Source organism: Clostridium sp. AF02-29, from assembly GCF_934835585.1.
Lineage (GTDB): Bacteria > Bacillota > Clostridia > Lachnospirales > Lachnospiraceae > Otoolea > Otoolea fessa.
In genome coordinates this window covers 14,227-35,826 of sequence record NZ_CAKVZK010000002.1, presented here as the reverse complement: position 1 = coordinate 35,826, position 21,600 = coordinate 14,227, and the positions used below count along the sequence as shown (strand labels likewise).

14 protein-coding genes and 2 riboswitches are annotated in these 21,600 nt (G+C 51.8%); of the genes, 2 read left to right on the top strand and 12 right to left on the bottom strand.

All coding sequences use genetic code 11. From position 1 onward, the window contains the following. Positions 1 to 64: 64 nt before the first annotated feature. On the bottom strand, positions 65 to 1,723 hold the full coding sequence (locus tag PUQ60_RS00905; protein ID WP_273378956.1) for a hypothetical protein: 1,659 nt from the start codon (positions 1,721 to 1,723) through the stop codon (positions 65 to 67). A gap of 254 nt (positions 1,724 to 1,977) precedes the next feature. Further along, positions 1,978 to 2,057, top strand: a riboswitch (ZMP/ZTP riboswitch). Between the two features lie 84 nt (positions 2,058 to 2,141). Between PUQ60_RS00905 and pflB the strand changes: the two genes are divergently transcribed. Both pflB and PUQ60_RS00895 read left to right on the top strand, forming a co-directional pair. Continuing rightward, a complete protein-coding gene (gene pflB, locus PUQ60_RS00900) occupies positions 2,142 to 4,445 on the top strand; it encodes a formate C-acetyltransferase (RefSeq protein ID WP_273378955.1) in 2,304 nt (767 codons plus the stop codon). 2 nt (positions 4,446 to 4,447) lie between these two features. After that, positions 4,448 to 5,260, top strand: coding sequence for a radical SAM protein (locus PUQ60_RS00895; RefSeq protein ID WP_273378953.1), 813 nt, complete (start codon positions 4,448 to 4,450; stop codon positions 5,258 to 5,260). 336 nt (positions 5,261 to 5,596) lie between these two features. Here PUQ60_RS00895 and PUQ60_RS00890 read toward each other — a convergent pair whose 3' ends face one another. The 11 genes from PUQ60_RS00890 to PUQ60_RS00840 all read right to left on the bottom strand — a co-directional run bounded on the left by PUQ60_RS00890 (position 5,597) and on the right by PUQ60_RS00840 (position 21,598). Further along, positions 5,597 to 6,286: a response regulator transcription factor gene (locus PUQ60_RS00890; protein ID WP_022359471.1), complete on the bottom strand. Its 690-nt coding sequence runs from the start codon at positions 6,284 to 6,286 to the stop codon at positions 5,597 to 5,599. 49 nt (positions 6,287 to 6,335) lie between these two features. Beyond that, positions 6,336 to 7,811: a HAMP domain-containing sensor histidine kinase gene (locus tag PUQ60_RS00885; RefSeq protein WP_273378950.1), complete on the bottom strand. Its 1,476-nt coding sequence runs from the start codon at positions 7,809 to 7,811 to the stop codon at positions 6,336 to 6,338. Between the two features lie 268 nt (positions 7,812 to 8,079). Continuing rightward, on the bottom strand, positions 8,080 to 9,267 hold the full coding sequence (gene metK / locus PUQ60_RS00880; RefSeq protein ID WP_022359473.1) for a methionine adenosyltransferase: 1,188 nt from the start codon (positions 9,265 to 9,267) through the stop codon (positions 8,080 to 8,082). A gap of 78 nt (positions 9,268 to 9,345) precedes the next feature. After that, positions 9,346 to 9,489: riboswitch (SAM riboswitch) on the bottom strand. A 96-nt stretch (positions 9,490 to 9,585) separates the two neighbouring features. Next, positions 9,586 to 10,878: a UDP-N-acetylglucosamine 1-carboxyvinyltransferase gene (locus tag PUQ60_RS00875; protein ID WP_022359474.1), complete on the bottom strand. Its 1,293-nt coding sequence runs from the start codon at positions 10,876 to 10,878 to the stop codon at positions 9,586 to 9,588. Between the two features lie 290 nt (positions 10,879 to 11,168). Further along, complete coding sequence (locus tag PUQ60_RS00870; protein WP_273378940.1) at positions 11,169 to 13,649, bottom strand: hypothetical protein; 2,481 nt, start codon at positions 13,647 to 13,649, stop codon at positions 11,169 to 11,171. 424 nt (positions 13,650 to 14,073) lie between these two features. Next, positions 14,074 to 14,775, bottom strand: a complete 702-nt coding sequence (locus tag PUQ60_RS00865) for a hypothetical protein (RefSeq protein WP_227589442.1) — start codon at positions 14,773 to 14,775, stop codon at positions 14,074 to 14,076. A 195-nt stretch (positions 14,776 to 14,970) separates the two neighbouring features. After that, positions 14,971 to 15,891, bottom strand: coding sequence for an NTP transferase domain-containing protein (locus PUQ60_RS00860; protein WP_022358659.1), 921 nt, complete (start codon positions 15,889 to 15,891; stop codon positions 14,971 to 14,973). Between the two features lie 205 nt (positions 15,892 to 16,096). Continuing rightward, on the bottom strand, positions 16,097 to 17,338 hold the full coding sequence (locus tag PUQ60_RS00855) for a family 10 glycosylhydrolase (protein ID WP_273380484.1): 1,242 nt from the start codon (positions 17,336 to 17,338) through the stop codon (positions 16,097 to 16,099). A gap of 331 nt (positions 17,339 to 17,669) precedes the next feature. Next, positions 17,670 to 18,341, bottom strand: coding sequence for a V-type ATP synthase subunit D (locus PUQ60_RS00850; protein ID WP_022358661.1), 672 nt, complete (start codon positions 18,339 to 18,341; stop codon positions 17,670 to 17,672). A gap of 113 nt (positions 18,342 to 18,454) precedes the next feature. Beyond that, positions 18,455 to 19,828 carry a V-type ATP synthase subunit B gene (locus tag PUQ60_RS00845; RefSeq protein ID WP_022358662.1) on the bottom strand — a complete coding sequence of 458 codons (1,374 nt, stop codon included), beginning with the start codon at positions 19,826 to 19,828 and terminating at the stop codon, positions 18,455 to 18,457. Beyond that, positions 19,829 to 21,598 carry a V-type ATP synthase subunit A gene (locus PUQ60_RS00840; RefSeq protein ID WP_022358663.1) on the bottom strand — a complete coding sequence of 590 codons (1,770 nt, stop codon included), beginning with the start codon at positions 21,596 to 21,598 and terminating at the stop codon, positions 19,829 to 19,831. Positions 21,599 to 21,600 lie beyond the last annotated feature (2 nt).

Genomic DNA, 21,600 nt, shown 5'->3' with positions numbered 1-21,600 from the left:
ATAAAAAAGATACTGAAAACGGCTTATTTCAGGCTGTTCCCAGTATCTTTTTTATCTCAAAGCATCATTCTTTCCCGGCACCTGTCACGTCTAAAAACACATCCGCCACTCTTTCCATCCCCAGATACGCATACGGCAGCAGCAGCATAAAATACACCACCGAATACTGCCCCTTCGCCTCCCAGACCAGATGGAACAGGAATCCCCCAATAAACACGATTCCCGGAAGCAGCATCCCCCATCTGTCCGGTTCTCCACGTTCCTGCCTCTCCCAGACCATTTCCATTCCCTGTTTTTTCACAGCTTTCACAGTTTTTTCTGCCTTTTCTGCTTCTATCCTCTTTTCCCATGTTCGCTTCATCAGGACATGCTTACTTCGGCTTCCTTTGGCACTCATCCCGACAATCACCCATACACATGCCATCGCATACACAAACGTCTGCACCAGATTCGCCGCAAAAACATAGAGCCGGTTCAGACCCCCTTCTTCCTTGAAAAGCTCCCATGGCGGGGTTCCCTCCGCCCAGGAGGTATTTCCCACCTCCTGGATCCAGAGACTCTGAAAGGTCGGTTCCGCCCAGATTGACTCGATCTTCCGAACAAAGAAATCTGCGGCTTTCGCCGGTTCCTCTGCCATATCTGAAATCGTTTTCCGCAAATCTGCCTGCGCCCATGCGGCCGCCAGATCCGCATCCCCATCTGCCTTCTGAAAGAGTTTTACCTGATAGCCATTGTACCAGCCCGGTCCACGTTTGCTCTCCTCCAGTCCCATCTGCACCCAGGCAATCATCGGCGCACCGTCCGATACCGTGCGTCCGGTCACGGAAGAAATTCCTGTCTGAATCCCCCGGTTTCCAATCACATACGCTGTAATCAGAAGCACCGCTGCCACCAGCAGGCGTGCTTTCCTTCGAAAGACTCCCGAGGATGCCAGATACAAAAACAGCGCCACCAGCACAATCTCATAATTCGACTTGAGGATCACCGCCGCCGCTACTGCTGCCGCGCCAATCCAGAAGTCTCTTCCCCGCCCCTCTTCCACATACCGCACCAGACGTTCCATCGCCAGACACGAAAGTCCAAATCCTGGCATCGTGCCGTACACAAAGAGGATATAGAAAGAAAATGGCAGACAGCACGCCATCCACAAAAGCAAGCTGCACCTTTCGTTTCCCCGGACCGTCATCCGCTGCAGGCTCACGATTCCCAGAATAAAAAATCCGATATTTAAAATCTGGAAAACTACATACGCCGCATCTCCAAAGAAAAATGCCAGCACTGCCATATAGAGAATCAGCCCATTCTGAGACGGATAAGTGTACGCATACCCAAGCGGTCCTTCCGCTGTCCCATATGAATACGCCACCGGCTCCCAGGCGCTGAAATCGCCCTGCAGAAGTCCCTGCGCAGACGCCATACACTGATGGGAGTCAGAACCGCCCCAGGACGGGACAAGGAGAATCCAAAAAAGATAAGCAGCAGCCGCTAAAAGAAGCCACTGGTTCTTCCGGCACTTTCGTTCCTTTCTCCGCCTGTAAAACACCGTCAGTCCAATCACTCCCGCACCAAAAAACAGGTGCAGAAACAGACTGTCCCTTCCATACTGTACAATCTCAGAACCTCCATAGACCCGGCAGGTCACAACCGCGCTGAGCAGTGTCAGGAAAAAAAGAATTCCTCCCAACAAAATCCGCACCAGCCCGACACAAAATTTTTCCAGCATTTCCTTCCTCTCTTCTGTCATTTCTGTCAAATTCAGGTTTCATCATTACTGTTCAAGCATCGTGCCCAGCAACTTTTTATCCCTTTTTCATTCCTATCTACCCTAAAACTTCACTCATTTTATCAAGTCATTTGCCAAATGTCCACTCTTTCCGGCACTCTTTTTGTTACTGTGAACAGCTACGGATTTGAACCGTTACCTCTTCCCCAAAATATAGCTTGACATTCCTCTTCGGTTCTGATATATCTTAAACATAGCAGTCATACAACTGACGGATAAGTGGATCAACCACATGAAGTATGACTGGAAATTGCCGACCGTCTGGGCGTCACAGCACAGACCGTGGGTATTTTTTTTACTTTTTTTCACTCTCACTGTCTCTGCTGGGATCGAAATTTTTCAACCAGGAGGGAAACACATGTCTGCTATGTATCAAACATTCCAAAACACACCTATCTTTCAAACGGCCTGGAGAGGTTTTCTGGGCTCCAAATGGACCGGCGAAGTGAACGTCCGCGATTTCATCCAGAACAACTATACGCAATATGATGGCGATGAAAGCTTTCTCGCTGCCCCGACCAGTGCCACTCATCTGCTCTGGGAACGCCTTCAAAAGCTTCAGAAGGAAGAGCACGAAAAGGGCGGTGTGCTCGAATGCGAAACTGAAATCGTATCCAGCCTGACCGCCTATGGTCCGGGATATATCGATCCGGAGCTTAAAGATCTGGAACGCATCGTCGGACTTCAGACCGACAAACCACTCAAGCGGGCTTTTATGCCGTTCGGCGGAATCAAGATGGCGGAGGAAGCCGCCGAAATCTACGGCTACCATGTCAATCCAAAATTTCATAAAATCTTTACCGAATACCATAAAACCCACAACCAGGCCGTCTTCGATGCATATACCCCGGAAATGAAAACCGCCCGCCACTGCCATATCGTCACCGGGCTTCCGGATACCTATGGACGCGGCCGGATCGTAGGCGACTACCGCCGGATCGCCCTGTACGGAATCGATTTCCTAATTCAGGAAAAGAAAAAGGATCTGGAACGCTGTGGAAATGGCGCCATGTTTGATGACATCATCCGCCAGCGGGAAGAGATCGCCGAGCAGATCCGCGCTCTAAAGGGCATTCAGGAGATGGCTGCCATCTATGGTTTTGATATCTCCCGTCCGGCTTCCAATGCCAAAGAAGCCGTCCAGTGGCTCTACTTCGGTTACCTCGCTGCCGTTAAGACCCAGAACGGTGCCGCCATGAGTGTCGGACGCATTTCCACCTTCCTTGATATCTACATCAACCGGGATTTAACCGAACAAACACTGACCGAAGCCGAGGCGCAGGAATTAATCGACCATATGACAATGAAATTCCGCATGGTAAAATTTGCCCGGATCCCATCCTACAACCAACTTTTCTCCGGCGATCCGGTCTGGGCGACGCTGGAGGTTGCCGGTCTGGGACAAGACGGGCGTCCGATGGTAACGAAAAACGATTTCCGCTTTTTACATACGCTGGAAAATATGGGACCGTCCCCGGAACCAAACCTGACCGTTCTTTACTCTTCCCGCCTGCCAGAGGCATTTAAGAAATATGCTGCCAAAATCTCCATCAACACATCCTCGATCCAGTATGAAAACGACGATGTCATGCGTCCGATCTGGGGGGACGACTACAGCATCTGCTGCTGCGTCTCCGCCACCCAGACAGGCAAGGAAATACAGCTGTTCGGCGCCCGTGCCAATCTTGCCAAATGCCTTCTCTATGCCATCAACGGAGGCAGAGACGAGAAATACACTACCAAAGACGGACGTCCGATGCAGGTTGGTCCGGCGTATGCGCCGATCACATCCGAATACCTCGATTATCAGGAAGTCATGCATAAATACGATCAGATGCTGGACTGGCTGGCGGGCATTTATGTGAATATCCTCAATTTGATTCACTATATGCACGATAAATATTACTATGAGTCCGCTGAGATGGCGTTGATCGACACGGATGTCCGGCGTACCTTTGCCACCGGAATCGCCGGTTTCTCCCACGTGGTCGATTCTCTCTCCGCGATCCGGTATGCAAAAGTGAAGGTCATCCGTGATGAATACGGCATCGCCCGCAAGTTTGAGACAGAAGGCGATTTCCCACGCTACGGAAATGATGACGACCGCGCCGATGAGATTGCCGTATGGCTGTTAAAAACCTTTTTACATAAAGTAAAAAAATACCACACCTACCGGAATTCCGAGGCAACCACCTCGATCCTCACGATCACCTCCAATGTTGTATATGGCAGGGCAACCGGCGCACTTCCGGACGGACGGCCGGCATTCACCCCGTTTGCCCCGGGCGCAACTCCTTCCTACGGCGCAGAGCAGAACGGTCTGCTCGCTTCTTTAAACTCGGTCGCAAAGCTTCCATATGAATATGCGCTCGACGGCATCTCCAACACAGAAACGATTGCACCGGGGGCGCTCGGTCACTCCGAGACAGAACGGAAAAACAACCTGGTTCACGTCCTGGACGGATATTTTGATCAGGGCGCGCATCATTTAAATGTAAATGTCTTTGGAATCGAAAAACTGAAAGACGCGATGGAACACCCGGAGAAACCGGAATATGCCAACTTCACCATCCGTGTTTCCGGATATGCCGTTAAATTTATCAATCTGACCAGAGAACAGCAGCTCGACGTGATCGCCCGTACCTGCCACGAGGTGCTGTAACGATGCATACCGGTTATATTCATTCCATCGATACCTTCGGCTCCGTAGACGGTCCCGGTGTCCGCTTCGTGGTATTCATGCAGGGCTGTCTCATGCGCTGCCGCTACTGTCACAATCCGGATACATGGGTACTGCCAAAGGGACTTCCCCTCCCGGACGCCTCCACCCGCACTTCCGGCGCATCCGCTCTTTCCAAAGGTGTTTCTTGTCCATCTAAACACACCGGTTCGCAGGAAATCACCCCGGAAGCACTTCTTCGCCAGGCACTCCGCTACCGGAGTTACTGGCGCGGGGGCGGCGGCATCACCGTCAGCGGCGGAGAACCGCTCCTTCAAGCTGACTTTTTATGTGAATTTTTCCAGCTTGCCAAAGAACAGCACATTCACACCACACTGGACACCGCGGGACAGCCATTTACCACCGCCGAACCTTTCTTTTCCCGCCTGACCACGCTTTTAGAGCACACCGATCTTGTTATTCTGGATCTGAAACACATCGATCCGGAAAAACATCGTCTTCTGACTGGGCACTCCAACGAATCCATTCTTTCCTTTGCCCGGTTTTTAGACCAGATTCTTAAGCCCATGTGGGTCCGGCATGTTTTAGTCCCCGGCATTACCGATGATCCGGCCAACCTGCATGGAATCCGTGCATTTCTGGACACACTTTCAAATGTGGAAAAGGTAGAAATTCTCCCCTACCACACACTCGGCATCTATAAATGGGAAACGCTTGGCATTCCCTATTCCCTGTCCGACATCCGTATCCCGGACGAGAACGATCTGAAGCGGGCAAACCAAATCCTGTTGGGATGAAAAAGAATGTGCCTTGGCACATTCGGGCGTCTCGCGCGGTCGCTTGCGACATGTTTCTGCTTCGCGCGAGTGCGCATCCTCGCGGAGCGTTTTATATGTTACTGTTCACGCATACGTGCCCAGTAACGGAATTTGCCGTGGCTTCGCATTTAAATACGGCAAATTCCTGCTGCCACCACGTTTTCTTACGGCACTTTCGGTTCCAAAAGTGCCTACCCGTGAACAATAACTTTTATATTTCATAGGACGCAATTTCTTATGAAATATAAAACGGCCCTTGGAAAGCGCTCCTGTTTGCGTTTCCCAAGGGTCGTTTTTATGTGGCTTACCCAGTCATCAGACTTTAAACCGGTATCCAACGCCCCATATCGTCTCAATATACTGCGGTTTTGCCGTGTTGAACTCGATCTTCTCACGGATCTTCTTAATATGCACGGTAACCGTCGCGATATCTCCCAACGACTCCATATCCCAGATCTCGCGGAAGAGTTCTTCCTTGGTAAATACATGGTTCGGGTTCTGTGCTAAAAAAGTCAGCAGGTCAAATTCCTTCGTCGTGAAGTTCTTCTCCTCGCCGTTGATGTAAACGCGACGGGCAGTCTTATCAATCTTGAGTCCCCGGATCTCGATGATCTCGTTTTCCGGCATACCGCTGCCGATCAGGCGCTCATAACGCGCCAGATGCGCCTTGACACGCGCCACCATCTCGCTCGGACTGAATGGTTTCGTGATATAATCGTCCGCGCCCAGTCCCAGACCGCGGATCTTGTCAATATCGTCCTTTTTCGCAGATACCATGATGATCGGTGTGTTTTTTACTTCCCGGATCTTCTTGCAGATCTCGAAGCCATCGACCCCCGGCAGCATCAGATCAAGAATCAGAAGGTCAAAATCTTCCTCCATGCCACGTTTCAGTCCCGTTTCTCCATTATTTTCTATCTCAACCTCAAAACCAGAAAGCTCCAGATAATCTTTTTCCAGCTCTGCAATACTCTCCTCGTCTTCTACGATTAATATTCTGCTCATCTGTGAATTCCTCCTGCTGTTTTTATTTAAACGACCAAACTTCAAATCACTATGCCCCGACATACTTGCGCAAAACGAAATGGATCTCCGTTCCGATGCCTTCCTTGCTGGTCGCCCAGATGCGTCCGCCGTGATCTTCGATAATCTTCTTTACGATCGAAAGCCCGATGCCGCTGCCGCCCTTGGACGAATTTCTCGACGAATCCGTCCGGTAGAAACGGTCGAAAATATACGGCAGATCTTTCGCCGCGATTCCCTTTCCGTTGTCCTCGATGATGACCTGGATAAAATCGCCGTCATCCTTGATGCGGATATTTAAAATACCCTTTTTCTTGTCCAGATATTTGAGCGAATTTCCGATAATGTTGTTGATCACTCGCTTCATCTGCTCCGCGTCCGCGATCACGACCACATCCTCGTCCACATAGTTGAAATATCCCAGCTCGATGCCACGCGTCTCCATATCCAGACCAACTTCCTCAACACAATCACCAAAATATTCCGCCACATTGATCTTTGAAAAGTTGTACGGAATCTTGTTCGTATCAATCTTCGAATAGAATGTCAACTCGTCAATCAATCGATCCATATCGTTTGCTTTATTATAAATCGTCCGAATATATTTATTCAATTTCTCAGGTGAAGAAGCCACGCCATCCTGAATACCTTCCACATACCCCTTGATCGCCGTGATCGGAGTCTTCAGATCATGGGAAATATTGCTGATCAGCTCTTTGCTCTCCTTGTCGTACTGGAGTTTTTCTTCCTGCGATTCCTTGAGACGCAGACGCATCTCCTCGAAATCCTGGCAGAGCATTCCGATCTCATCTTCATCATCCACATCGAGCGTAAAGTCCAGATTTCCATCCCGGATCTGCTTGGTCGCCTCCTGCAGCTTGTGCAGCGGACGCAGCAGAGAACGGTAGATCCACATGATCAGCAGACCGCCCATAAAACTGATGATCAGCACGCCGAGAAGCAGCATCTCTCCGAGCAGCGCCTTGATCTCCGGCACATAATTCCCGACGTTCGTCACGATGAACACACTGCCCTGTGAATCATCTGAAAACCGGAAATCGATCTGTTTGACCAGATGCTGTTCCTCGCCATCCATGTAAATACTGCCTGCCATACTTCCCTGATCACCGTACGGCGCCAGCCGTTCGCAGAGCTCTCGTCCATCCTCGCTTCCGCAGAATGTGATGTCCTTGCCCTTGCGGATGACCAGATACGAATATTTATCGCGCAGTTCTTCATTGACCTTGCTCAAATAAGCCGGTTCTTCAAATAAATCTGTATTTTCCCCGACCGCCTCGCGGATCTCCTCCTGTATTCCCTGCGTCAGCCGGTTAAACACCTGTGTCTGATTGCCGGAGAGCAGATCGATCTGCTCCGACAGCCCGTATGTTTTCTGAAACAGATGCTCCTGATAGTTTACGAGTCCGAACGCCGCCACAAATATGAGCACAATCGGAACGACCGTAATCGTCACAAAAGCAATCGCCAGACGTGTGCGTATCTTCATCCTATTTCCTCCAGTCATTGCCCGGTCTGATACCAGATTGCCCCTACAAAAATTCTCCCGCAAAACTGCGTCGGACTTCTGCGCTTTTGCTCCTGATATCTTCCACAAATAGTGTATCATATTTTGCAGATTACGTCTCTAAAAGTATTATAAATAAAAAAGCATGTGCCTTTTTGTGTAATAAAAGAGACTGCCGCAAAAGCGGCAGCCCCCTCGTTCTGATCTTATGATTTTTTACGGGCAGATATCCCTGCAGTGTTTCCAACTCTTACAGATACGCCTTTAATTCATCCACCTTATCCAGCTTCTCCCACGGAAGATCCAGATCGTCGCGGCCGAAATGTCCGTATGCAGCCGTCTGTTTGTAGATCGGGCGGCGCAGGTCAAGCATCTTGATGATGCCAGCCGGACGCAGGTCAAAGTGCTTGCGGATCATCTCAACCAGCTGATCCTCACGCAACTTGCTGGTTCCGAATGTATCTACCATGATGGAGGTCGGCTGTGCAACACCGATCGCATAGGAAAGCTGAATCTCACATCTGTCTGCCAGTCCGGCTGCTACGATGTTTTTCGCAACATAGCGGGCTGCGTATGCAGCAGAACGATCCACTTTTGTGCAGTCTTTTCCGGAGAATGCGCCGCCGCCGTGACGCGCCATGCCGCCGTAGGTGTCCACAATGATCTTACGTCCGGTCAGGCCGCTGTCTCCGTGCGGACCGCCGATAACGAAACGTCCGGTCGGATTGATAAAGAATTTTGTATTCTCATCAACCATCTCTGCCGGCAGAATCTCGTCAAATACATATTTTTTAATATCCTTATGGATCTGCTCCTGGGTTACTTCCTCGTCATGCTGGGTGGAAAGAACCACTGCATCCAGACGGGATGGTTTGCCGTTCTCATCGTACTCTACGGTTACCTGTGTCTTGCCGTCCGGGCGCAGGTAGCGCAGGGTTCCGTCTTTGCGGACCTTGGTCAGCTGGCGTGCCAGTTTGTGTGCCAGATAAATCGGATATGGCATATATTCATCCGTTTCGTTGGTCGCATAACCAAACATCATACCCTGATCGCCGGCACCGATTGCCTCCAGCTCCTCGTCGGTCATCTTGTTCTCTTTTGCCTCCAGCGCTTTATCAACTCCCATCGCGATATCCGGGGACTGCTCATCCAGTGCCACGATCACGCCGCAGGTATCACAGTCAAAACCGTATTTCGCACGGTCATAACCGATCTCACGAACGGTATTGCGGACTACCTTCTGGATGTCCACATAGCCTTTCGTTGTGATCTCGCCCATAACCATAACCAGACCGGTTGTCGTCGCCGTCTCACAAGCCACACGGCTCATCGGATCCTGCTCTAAGAGCGCGTCCAGAATCGCATCGGAAATCTGATCACACATTTTATCCGGATGTCCTTCGGTTACTGATTCAGATGTAAAAAGTAATCTCTCCATATTTCCTCCTTTGATAAGTTTGTCGTAAGACATAAAAAAAGTCCGCAGCAACACGGACTTGATTATCTCGATCAACTCCTCTTATTGCTCGATAAACCGATCTCCCGGTTCCTCGCTCAGGCTGGCACCTTCCGTTCCCTGCTGAGACCAATTTTCAGTCCCATGTAACGGGGTTGCCGTGACTTCATAGATCCTTTGTATCTCCATCACTCTGAATAAGGGATATATACGAACTTTTTAATTGTTAAAAGTTTCAACAGTACGATAACATACTCCGCGGTGTCTGTCAAGCAATATGTGACACCGCATTCTTTTTTATCAGCCCACTTTGAGTCTGAACTTCTGCGCCTCTTTCTCGGAATCGACTTTCTCGATCACCGCGCCAAGTCCCTGCAGCTTCTTCTCAAAATGCTCATAGCCTCTCTGGATATAACCGATCTCATCGACAGTCGTATATCCTTCCGCTGCCAGCCCCGCAATGACCAGGGCAGCGCCTGCGCGCAGATCTGGTGCCTCCACCTGTGCTCCGGTCAGCTTCTTCACGCCGGTAATAATCGCGGTATTGCCCTCAACCTTGATACGTCCACCCATGCGGGCAAGTTCGTCCACATATTTAAAACGGTTTTCAAAAATACTCTCGGTCACCACACTGGTTCCCTCTGCCAGTGCCAGTGTCACGGTGATCTGCGGCTGCATATCAGTCGGAAATCCCGGATACGGAAGTGTCTTGATATCGGTATGCACATGGCTCGGGCGTCCCACAACACGAACCGCCTCATCAAACTCCGTCACCTCACAGCCCATCTCGATAAGCTTCGCAGAAATTGCTTCCAGATGCTTCGGAATGACATTCTGTACCATCACGTCGCCGCGGGTGATCGCTGCCGCACACATAAATGTACCTGCCTCGATCTGGTCCGGGATGATCGAATATTCGGTTCCATGCAGCTTGTGGACGCCGCGGATGCGGATCACGTCGGTTCCGGCACCCTTGACATTGGCTCCCATGCTGTTTAAGAAGTTCGCCACATCGACGACATGCGGTTCTTTCGCCGGATTCTCGATGATCGTCTCGCCCTCTGCCAGCGTCGCTGCCATCATGATATTGATCGTCGCGCCGACCGACACCATATCCAGATAAATATGGGTACCAACTAAATCAATCGCATGTGCGAGCACCGCGCCATTTTCCACCTGTACCTTCGCACCGAGGGCACGGAAGCCCTTTAAATGCTGGTCGATCGGACGGCTGCCGATGTTGCATCCGCCCGGAAGCGGAACCTGTGCGCTTTTATACTTGCCAAGCAGGGCGCCAATAAAATAGTAGGAAGCTCGGATCCGGCGGATGTACTCGTCATCCACATGGATCGCATGAATCCCCTTCGCATTGATGCGGACAGTGTGCCGGTCAATCCGGTCTACCATCGCGCCAATCTCCGAAACAGCCTCCAGAAACACGTTGATATCACGCACGTCCGGCAGATTTTCTATTAAAACATCCTCGTCAGTCAGAATCGATGCCGCCAAGATTCCCAGCGCCGCATTCTTCGCTCCGCTGATAGTCACTTCGCCTACCAGCGGATTTCCGCCCTTCATAATAAATTGTTCCATTCTGCACCTCAAAATCTATTATCTTACGATACTTACACGCGCCAGACGGCGCCTCAAATCTTTAATATTTTCTTAAATTTATATCATGTTATCTACATGATTATATCATAACATCTCAATTTGTAAAGCACTGGCTTTCCGTTTATTATGGTTCACGCATATGTGCCCAATAATGGAATTTGCCGTGGCTTCGCATTTTAATACGGCAAATTCCTGCTGCCACCACGTTTTCTTACGGCACTTTCGGTTCCAAAAGTGCCTACCCGTGAACAGTAATTTCCGTTTTTCCCTTAATTGGAAAGGAAACAAATGAAATCATTGCCTCCGTTTCCCTCGAAAAATGCCGCTGCATCGTTGAGTCCCATCTTATCCGTGTAGGCAAATTCCGTGCCCGGATACCAGAGACAGGAGATGTTGTACGCGTCGTATCCACAGATCAGACCATAGCTTCCGTCTCCCAGATATGCCACCACCGGCATGCCCGCGTAGACAAAGTAGAGAATCTGGTTCAGCGTCAGCCCGCGTGCGTCGATTAACTCTGTGCCATCCGAGGAGGTCGTCTTTCCGTCCGCCATATCCGACAGATAGCGGCTGACGGTTCCCGCCATATTCTGGACGTCTCGGATCGTCTTCGCGTCGCTCCGGTTTGCTCTCACCCAGACAACCCGGTCATTTTCATCCGTTACGAGTCCCATGCCATCGTAAGCTGCCTGCACCGCGCTGGAAAATTCCGCATACGAGCCTTTCAGGCGTCCCTCGCTGTAGGCACTGTAAATCCGCTGTGCAGCCGCGCCATTGTTCTGAAGCACAATCACATCATTTTCTTCTGCTGCCACCTGCTTCGGAACATGCACCTTCGTGCTCCGTGCCGTCTTGCCTGCATCCAGCTTGACGCAGTAGAGACGCCCCTTTGCACTGTCATTTAACGTAGCGATTCCATCCAGTGGATCTTTCGACACTTCCTCATTACAGACCAGCGTGTCCTCGTCCATCGGCTGATAGCCGCTTCCTATCTGGCGCATCCGTGACAGATGAACCCGGCTGTCCTGAATCCGCACATCCACCAGGCTGACGCCCGGCTTCTCATAGCGGGTCTCCATCTCCATATTGCTGCCAACGATCTCGACCGCATACAGCGGAAGCCCCGTCACGCGTCCGTCCATCGTAAGCTGCTCGTTCGGATGGGCAAGCCCGTAGACTAAGTCGGTTCCGACAAATCCGATCAGCCGGATCACGGTCTGATCCGGGAAGGAAATCTCATCCTTCTTGCCCGTCTCCAGATTCATGACATGCAGCTTGGTCGAACGGTAAATATCCGCCCCATCCTGCCACGCAATCCGGGAGGCATCCGTGCTGACTGCAAAATTTTCCTCCGTCAGGCCATCTGCCACCACCATGTACTCTTTTCCCGTCAGATCGACACTGTAAACCGCATGGTTCATCAGCACATACAACGTCTGCCCGCCGCTTAAGTAGCACAGCTGGTTGATATCCTGGCGCAGGTTGCCGTAATCGGTCGATGCCGGCAGATACAGCCGCTCTGTCAGGGCATTTCCCGCACTCTCATAGCGGTACAGCGCGATTCCCGTCGTTCCCTCGTGGTTACCGCGGCTCATATAGCCGTACACGGCAAAATCAATCTGGCCTGCCTCGCTCACATCCAGAATCTTGATTCCGTAGGTATCATAATTGACCCTCGTATCATTCTCGCTCTTGCGGAACGCAAATACCTTTGTGCTCTCTTTTTTTCCTGTATCATAAATCCAGAGCGCCCGGTTTGCCACAAAGGCACGGTATTTCCCCGCTTCATCCTGCATTGACTGCAGATCCTCCGCATCCGAAACCCCCAGCTGAATCCGGTCGCCAGAATAGGCGCTGCTCTCCCCCGTAAAAATCTGGTCCGCGCGGCGGTCATAATTCATCATGTAGATGCGCTGTGCGCCCAGCTTCATCGTGAAGCTCTCGATCACATCGTAATAAGCAGCCGCCTTGCCATCCTTCATCTCACTTACAGCATACTTTAAATCGATCGTCCCAATGATGCCCTGCAGCTCCCGCAGATGAATTTCCGGTTCGCTGACCCGCTCCATCGAAAGCCCTTTCCAGGTCAGCTGGCTGAAATCACTTTTTAACGTCACATGTCCCAACGAACTGTTGTCCGCATTCGGATCCGTCTCCAGATAGGTCGTCAGCTCCCTCGCTGAATCATAATCAAACGTCTTTTCAGAAAAGGACACCGCCAGATCGACCATCTCCTGCACACGGCTCTCCTGCTGCCACATCACGCGCGTGTAAAAATAGATCGCCGGGTGCTTTTCCGTCGCGATCGCAATCGTTAAGCGGTATTCGCTTTCCTCCGTCAGAAGGTTCTGGATCGGAAGCTCCGCAGAAACCTCTTCCCCTGACTGTTCCCAGTGGTCAAGCGTTGTCCGTTCTACCAGACGTTCGCCGTCCAGACTGCGGATCTCATACTGCATCCCCGTAATCTGGGAGTCCAGCTTGTCGATCGTCACCGACAGTTTCCGGTCTGCCGGAAGCAGCGTCAGATCCCCGCGTCCAGCCGCTTTCTGGCTGTCCTCCACGAAACCGTCCAGCTCGTTCATCCGCCGCCCCAGAATATTCACATAAGCGACTGGAAGGTTCGCGTCCTCAATCGAGGTATAGACTGCCCCATCCTCCCGCAGCTGCATCCAGGACCAGGTAAAATAACCGACTGCTGCCAGCACAAATAAGATCAGTAAAATCAGTATCTTTTTCAGGTTTTTCTTCATATATCAAATCAATTCCTTTTATCGCTCCACCATACCAGTTCCGTATCTTCACAGGTACAGGAAAATCTACCCGCCGAACTGTTTCCGTTTTGTCATGCACGCCAAAAACTGCCGCAGGCACCCATCTGTCCCGGCGGCAGCCTTTGTTTCAGTATAACACAAGCAGGCTCCAAATTCCAGAATTTCTATGATTTGTAAGAACTCCGATTGTGTTACTGTTCACGCATACGTGCCCAGTAACGGAATTTGCCGTGGCTTCGCATTTAAATACGGCAAATTCCTGCTGCCACCACGTTTTCTTACGGCACTTTCGGTTCCAAAAGTGCCTACCCGTGAACAGTATTTCCAAATCGGTAAAATTCGTTGTCACAACTGGGTGTTACCGCATTTTAATTCAGAAAATTTACACCTGAAAATTGCCATTTCAGCACTTCCGACACCGTCTTCGCTCCTGCAGCTCATTCATTAATAAAACCTGAAGAAAATCCTGAAGCGGCGCTCCCCACGGATTCCCCGGTCTCCCCGGACGCGGTCCCGGCGGCGGGGGCGGCGGGCCCCACGGATTTCCCGGTCCTCCCGGGCGCGGTCCCGGCGGCGGGGGCGGCGGTCCCCATGGATTTCCCGGTCCTCCCGGACGCGGTCCCGGCGGCGGACTCCATGGACGGCGCTCCTGCGCGGTCAGATTCGGCTCATCCGCCTCCCACACCATATATCCAGCGTTTCCGCCCTTCTGTTCGCCCCGAAGTGGTCCATACCATACATCATTTCCAGGAAGATGCGGCTGTATGCTGGTTCCCGCCAGATTCTCTTCTCTTTCTCCACCAGGAGAATCTATTTTCAGGGAATTTTCCACCATCGCCGTTCCTTCTTCTGTGGATACGGTGCCCACGTCCGCCGCCTTCATATAGGTCGTCAGTGTATCCGTCCTTTCCGTTCCAGCCGGATAAACTTTCTGCCATTTTTCCAGTGCCCGTTTTGTCAGTTTTTCCAGAAAGATCCGATCCGGATATTCATCATAGATGGGACTCCCCTCATACTCCAGCTCATCACAGACCGCTTCCACGCAAAGCTGCATCTGCTTACATGCAGCCGGATAAAGACTCTTAAAATATGCAAAATCCTGCATCGGACTGCCATTCCCCCTTAATTCAAGGCTTACATGGTATCCTATGCAGGATTTATGCGTATCATGTTATTCTCACGTACCGTTTTTCACGTTATCCTCTGCACAGCCGAATCAGCTGTTCCATTTCGCAGTATCGTTCTCATGATGTTTTATCTTTTTAAATAATTCTGTTTCTTTAAACTGTTCCTCAAATTATCAAAACAGTTTTTCCGGGTACACGCCCTCACGGATCAGCGCCCGGATCGACTCCGTCACGCTCTCCTTATCCTCACGGTAGGTCACACCAAACCAGCAGTCGTGCGTCTCCAGAAGTTTCACCCTTGCGCGCCCGTCGTGGATCATCTGATCGATGATCGTCGGAAGCAGGTACTCCGACTTCACGTCGCCCTCTTTCAGACCCGCAAGAAACTCTGGAAATCCTTTTTCCAGCTCCTCCACAAAGCCCGGTGTGAGTCCCCACATATTCATCGATACATGCTGGTTCTCCTGTACCGAAACCGGATTCCCCTCTTTGTCCGTCGCCGTCATGCCGTCCGCTGTCTTCTGGATATTGTAGGTTTCGGTTACGCGTTTTAAAATCTCTCCCTCGCCCACCTCACAGACGCCGCGTGTCACGCCGCCGTTCTCGCTGAGCGTATTTGCCAGAATAAAGCCGCCCATGCAGATATCATACACCGGTGCGTTCACGTCCATCTGTTCCACCATGTATGTATGAATCTTTCGAAACACTTCTTTTCCATAATAATCATCCGCATTGATCACCAGGAATGGCTCTTCGACCAGTCCGCGTATGCTCAAAATCGCCTGTCCAGTTCCCCACGGTTTTTTCCGGTCTGCCGGGACACTGAATCCCTCCGGTACATCCGAAAGCTCCTGGAATGCGTATGTCACCGGCGCAATCTTCTCAATCCGGTTCCCGATCACTTCTTTGAAGTCCTCTTCCAAATCATGACGGATCACAAAGATAATCCGGTCAAATCCAGCTTCCAGCGCGTCATGGATGGAGTAATCCATAATGATCTCCCCATTCGGACCCACCGGCTCCAGCTGTTTGATCCCTCCGCCAAAACGGCTTCCGATTCCGGCTGCCATAATGACAAGTGCTGTTTTTTTCATCTGCCCTCTCCTCGTCCGTATATTTGCTGCCATCTGAACATTATGTAAACAACAACATTTTTACTGCAATCGTATGTCCAGTATAGCACAGAACCCCTGTGGTTGCAATCATCCACAGGGGTTTCCATTTCCACAATTAAATGCGAAGCCACGGCAAATTCCGTTACTGGGCACGTATGCGTGAACAGTAACTATCATGGAGCACTTAATGGAACAGCGCCGTCACATTCGCCACTTCCTCCGCTGCCGCCGCACGCGTCAGGGACGATAAATCATAGAAGCAGTAACCGCTCACCTGTCCGGTTGCCCGTCCGGCCTGCACCTCGCGCTTCATGATATCATGATACCGCTGCCACTCCGGCACCTCGTTGCCGTCCACTGCATCTGTTCCGGTCTTATAGAGCGCCAGACCGACATACAGCTTCACATTGCCCTTCTTTTTCAGCGTCACCCACTCATTCAGGCAGTTTGCAAACGCATAGCCCGCTGCCTGGCCGTTCTGCTTCGCCTCAAATCCCCAGTAAATCTGCGGCATCAGGTAATCCACATAGCCGCTCTGGGTCATCCACGCATCCACATCTGTAAACTGGCGGGTATCTTTTCGGAGGTTCTGTAAATATCCCTCCGGGCTGATACCGAACAATGCCTGCGGACGGATCGACTTGACCGCACTGTAAACGCCCCTTACCAGCTCATTGACATTATTCCGTCTCCACGCCGCCACACTCAGCGATGTGCCGCCCGCCTGGTACTCCGGATAATCAAACCATGTTTCCGCCTTGCTGTCATCGAGATTCGGATAGAAATAATCATCAAAATGGATGCCGTCCACCTCATAATTCGTCACGATCTCTTTCACACCGTCAATAATCAGCTGGCGCACCTGCGGAATCGCCGGATTGTAATAATACTCACCATTCTGGCACAATACCCACCGGTCATTCGAACTGTCCCCGTCCTTCGCCCACGCGATCGCCGGATTTGACGCACACAGATCCGAATAACGGTTCAGATACCCCGTGATACGGTACGGATTGATCCACGCATGAAGCTGCAAGCCCCGCTGATGCGCCGCCTGCACCGCATATGCCAGCGGATCATACCCCGGATTCTTTCCCTGTTTTCCAGAGGCAAATTTCGACCACGGGAAATACTGTGACGGATACATCGCATCTCCATCCGGGCGAACCTGTAGGAAAACCGCATTTAACCCCTTCTGTACACAGAGGTCCAGTGTCTGATCCATCGCTTTCTTATATCCAGCCTCATCCTTCGCCCATCCATTCCAGTCCAGATACGAAACCCAGACACCTCTCATCTCTCCACTTCCAGGACTGCCGCCCGATACCGGACCCGCATACGCCTTCGAAACCGGCAGGAACAACATCCCCACCGCCAAAAGAAATGCTGCCACCCAGCCGATCACCCTCTGTACCTGCTTTGCCATGCAAAATTCCTCCCCTCATTTCCTCCTATTCTACCAAATATTTCCAATAAATACTTTACTTTTTTCTGTCTCTTTTATTTTTCCAATACACAGGGACGAGCCCGCGAGGTCCGAACCGCCTTTCATATATCTTTGTACGCATCTTGAACACAGGTGTCCGAACAGGGCGGACGCAGTCCGTCATGGGCGAACATCTATAGTGAAAGCAAGCGAACAAAGGTATATCGAAAGGGCGGTTCGAACCTCGTGGGCTCGTCCCGTCATTTTCACAACTATGTGCAAAAAACCTCCCCTGACAGCCCTAAAGCCGCCAGAAGAGGCATTTTCATCATCACGAACAAAGCTCCCGCTTCTCCTTATAATGATGCTTCTCCTCCAGCATCATATCCTTCACCTTCATCAGGCGGATCTGCGTGCTTCTCTCATTTTCATCCAGCTTCATCGTGATATATTTGATATTTTTGCGCGCCTCCGGAATAATTACGTGTTCCAGCGCATTGACTCTCCGGCGCGTTTTCTCGATCTCGGCTGCCATGAGCTGGCAGGCTTTCTCTGTCTCGGACAGCCGCAGCATATCCGGCAGAATGTCCGCCAGCGACTTGACTGCCCCGTCCAGATCGCTCGAAGTAAACGCAAATCCATACGAGTAAATATCGTTCTCATCCGCCGTCCGGGTCTTATAATGGAACACCGGAATATCGACGCTCATTACGTTTTTCTTGTCTGCTTCCAGATAAACCGCCTGTTTCGGCGCGGCAAGCGCGGTATTTAACGCCTGCTCGGACATCCCGGCTTTAGCGATGACGAAATTCACATTTGCACTCCGGATGCCCGCCTCCACTTTCTGGCGCAGCGCCATATTTTCCCGGACCAGATCCAGGAACTGGCGCATCAGCTCATCCCGCTTATCCTTCAGCAGTTTATGTCCCCGCGTGGCTGTCGCCAGCTTCTTTTTCAGCCTCGTAAGCTCCATTCGGGTCGGGTTGACCTGTGTCGATGCCATGCGTACCACCTCTCTCCTGCAATCACTTTGTCACGACAGATCCGCCAGCTCCCGCAGCCGCGTTATGACACGCCACCTTCGTTTTCAAGCGCATCCGCCATGCACAGGCATTTTTACTCTTTCCCATAATACAGATCCAGATACTTCTCATCGATACGTTTCAGCTCGCTTCTCGGCAGGATGGAAAGCAGTTTCCAGCCAATCCGCAGCGTCTCCTCGATATCGCGGTCCGTATTGTAGCCCTGGGAAACATATTCTTTTTCAAAGGCGTCCGCAAATTTTGCATAGATTAAGTCAACATCGGACAATGCCGCCTCGCCCAGGATCACCATGAGTTCCTTCGCTTCCTTGCCGCGCGCATACGCCGCAAAGAGCTGGTTTAAGGTGTTAGAATGGTCGGCACGCGTCTTGCCCTCGCCGATTCCCTTATCTTTCAGACGGGACAGCGACGGAAGTACGTCAATCGGCGGTGTGATGCCCTTGCGGTACAGATCACGGCTTAAGATAATCTGTCCCTCGGTAATATATCCGGTTAAGTCCGGGATCGGGTGCGTCTTGTCATCCTCTGGCATGGTTAAGATCGGAATCATCGTGATCGAACCATTCTTGCCTCTCTGGCGTCCGGCTCTCTCATACAGGGATGCAAGATCCGTGTACATATAACCCGGATAACCACGGCGTCCCGGAACTTCCTTGCGGGCAGCCGAAATCTCTCGCAGCGCATCCGCGTAGTTCGTGATATCCGTCAGGATAACGAGAACGTGCATATTTTTCTCAAATGCCAGATACTCGGCAGCCGTCAGCGCCATACGCGGGGTCGCGATACGCTCAACCGCCGGATCGTTTGCCAGGTTGATAAACAGGACGGTACGGTCGATCGCGCCCGTCTCCTTAAAGCTCTCGGTAAAGAAATGCGCTTCCTCAAAGGTGATACCCATCGCCGCAAAGACAACGGCAAACGGTTCGTCCGTGCCGCGCACCTTCGCCTGTCTCGCAATCTGGGCTGCCAGATTCGCATGCGGCAGACCGGACGCCGAGAAAATCGGCAGTTTCTGACCGCGGACCAGTGTATTCAGACCATCGATCGCGGAAACACCCGTCTGGATAAACTCCTGCGGATAGCTTCTCGCCGCCGGGTTCATCGGCAGACCATTGATATCGCGGCGTTCCTCCGGCAGGATCTCCGGACCGCCGTCGATTGGATTGCCCAGACCGTCAAAGACGCGTCCCAGCATATCCTCCGATACGCCAAGTTCCATCGTTCTGCCTAAAAAACGCACCTTACTATTTGAAAGGTTGATACCCGTGGAACTCTCAAAAAGCTGTACCAGCGCATTGCCGCCGTCGATCTCCAGCACCTTGCAGCGTCTCTTTTCGCCGCTCGCCAGCTCGATCTCACCCAACTCGTCATAGGTAACATTTTCCACGCCCTGCACCAGCATCAGAGGACCTGCAACCTCCTGTATGGTTCTATATTCTTTCGGCATTTAGAATGCCCCCTTTCCAGCCGCATCGGCAACCTCTTTCGCAAGTTCATCGAGGACCGCCTGATACTCTTTCTCCACGTCTTCTGCCTTCGTATATTTAAAACGTCCGATCTGCTCGCGCACCGGCATCTTGATGAGATTCTGGATGGAAGCGCCGCTTTCCAGCGCTTTCTTCGACTGCTCATAGAACGCCAGCACCAGCTTCATCATGCGGAACTGTTTCTGCAGTGGTGTATACGTGTCAATCTCATGGAAGGAGTTCTGATGCAGGAAATCCTCACGGATCGAGCGCGCCGCTTCCATTTTCAGGCGGTCGATCGGGGACAGTGCATCCATGCCGACCATCTTTACGATCTCCTCCAGCTCTGCCTCTTCCTGCAGAAGGCTCATAAGACCCTGGCGGCAGCTCATCCACTCATCCGATACATTCTCATCAAACCATTTTCCCAGATTGTCCACATACAGGGAATAGCTGGTCAGCCAGTTGATCGCCGGGAAATGGCGCTTGTATGCCAGCGCTGAATCGAGTCCCCAGAATACCTTGACGATACGCAGCGTCGCCTGGGAAACCGGCTCGGAAATATCGCCGCCTGGCGGGGATACGGCTCCGATTGCGGACAGCGCGCCCTCGCGTCCGTCCCTGCCAAGGCAGATGACATGACCGGCACGCTCATAGAACTGTGCCAGACGGCTTCCTAAGTAGGCCGGATAACCTTCCTCGCCCGGCATCTCTTCCAGACGTCCCGACATCTCTCGCAGCGCCTCCGCCCATCGGGAGGTGGAATCCGCCATCAGTGCCACCGAATAACCCATGTCGCGGAAATACTCTGCGATCGTGATACCCGTGTAAATCGATGCCTCGCGGGCTGCTACCGGCATATCCGAAGTATTGGCAATCAGCACGGTCCGCTGCATCAGGGAGTGCCCGGTCTTTGGATCCTTTAACTCCGGGAACTCATTTAAAACATCCGTCATCTCGTTGCCGCGCTCACCGCAGCCGATGTAAACAACAATGTCCGCTTCCGCCCATTTCGCCAGCTGGTGCTGGATGACGGTCTTGCCGCTTCCGAACGGTCCCGGTACGGCTGCCACGCCGCCCTTGGCGATCGGGAAGAATGCGTCAACGACACGCTGTCCGGTAATCAGCGGTTTTACCGGCGGCAGCTTCGTCTGGTACGGACGTCCGCGCCGAACCGGCCATTTCTGCATCATTGTAAGCTCTTTTTCGCCGTTTTCCGTCTCAATGACCGCTACAGTTTCCTCCACCGTAAATTCACCGCTCTTGATCTCTTTGACGGTACCTTTTACACCATACGGCACCATAATCTTATGCTCAATGATCAGCGTCTCCTGCACGGTACCGATGATGTCGCCTGCTTCCACGCTGTCGCCCGCTTTCACGGTCGGCACAAACTGCCATTTCTTATCACGCTTTAAAGACGGAACCTCAACGCCGCGCTTTAAGTTGTTGCTGCCCGTCTCCTTCATGATATCGTCCAGCGGCCGCTGGATTCCATCGTAGATACTCGTCAGGAGTCCCGGTCCCAGTTCAACCGAAAGCGGCACATCCATCGACTCTACCGGCTCGCCAGGTCCTAAACCGGAAGTCTCCTCATATACCTGAATCGACGCTTCATCTCCGTGAATCTCTATGATCTCGCCAATCAGACGTTCGTCGCTGACGCGGACGACGTCAAACATATTGGCATCCCGCATCCCGCTGGCGATAACCAGCGGTCCTGCTACCTTCTTTATCGTTCCTTTGCTCATTG

Coding starts and splice junctions, on each gene's coding strand:
- PUQ60_RS00905 (WP_273378956.1), bottom strand. CDS start 1,723: ATGCTGGAAAAATTTTGTGTCGGGCTGGTGCGGATTTTGTTGGGAGGA.
- pflB (WP_273378955.1), top strand. CDS start 2,142: ATGTCTGCTATGTATCAAACATTCCAAAACACACCTATCTTTCAAACG.
- PUQ60_RS00895 (WP_273378953.1), top strand. CDS start 4,448: ATGCATACCGGTTATATTCATTCCATCGATACCTTCGGCTCCGTAGAC.
- PUQ60_RS00890 (WP_022359471.1), bottom strand. CDS start 6,286: ATGAGCAGAATATTAATCGTAGAAGACGAGGAGAGTATTGCAGAGCTG.
- PUQ60_RS00885 (WP_273378950.1), bottom strand. CDS start 7,811: ATGAAGATACGCACACGTCTGGCGATTGCTTTTGTGACGATTACGGTC.
- metK (WP_022359473.1), bottom strand. CDS start 9,267: ATGGAGAGATTACTTTTTACATCTGAATCAGTAACCGAAGGACATCCG.
- PUQ60_RS00875 (WP_022359474.1), bottom strand. CDS start 10,878: ATGGAACAATTTATTATGAAGGGCGGAAATCCGCTGGTAGGCGAAGTG.
- PUQ60_RS00870 (WP_273378940.1), bottom strand. CDS start 13,649: ATGAAGAAAAACCTGAAAAAGATACTGATTTTACTGATCTTATTTGTG.
- PUQ60_RS00865 (WP_227589442.1), bottom strand. CDS start 14,775: ATGCAGGATTTTGCATATTTTAAGAGTCTTTATCCGGCTGCATGTAAG.
- PUQ60_RS00860 (WP_022358659.1), bottom strand. CDS start 15,891: ATGAAAAAAACAGCACTTGTCATTATGGCAGCCGGAATCGGAAGCCGT.
- PUQ60_RS00855 (WP_273380484.1), bottom strand. CDS start 17,338: ATGGCAAAGCAGGTACAGAGGGTGATCGGCTGGGTGGCAGCATTTCTT.
- PUQ60_RS00850 (WP_022358661.1), bottom strand. CDS start 18,341: ATGGCATCGACACAGGTCAACCCGACCCGAATGGAGCTTACGAGGCTG.
- PUQ60_RS00845 (WP_022358662.1), bottom strand. CDS start 19,828: ATGCCGAAAGAATATAGAACCATACAGGAGGTTGCAGGTCCTCTGATG.
- PUQ60_RS00840 (WP_022358663.1), bottom strand. CDS start 21,598: ATGAGCAAAGGAACGATAAAGAAGGTAGCAGGACCGCTGGTTATCGCC.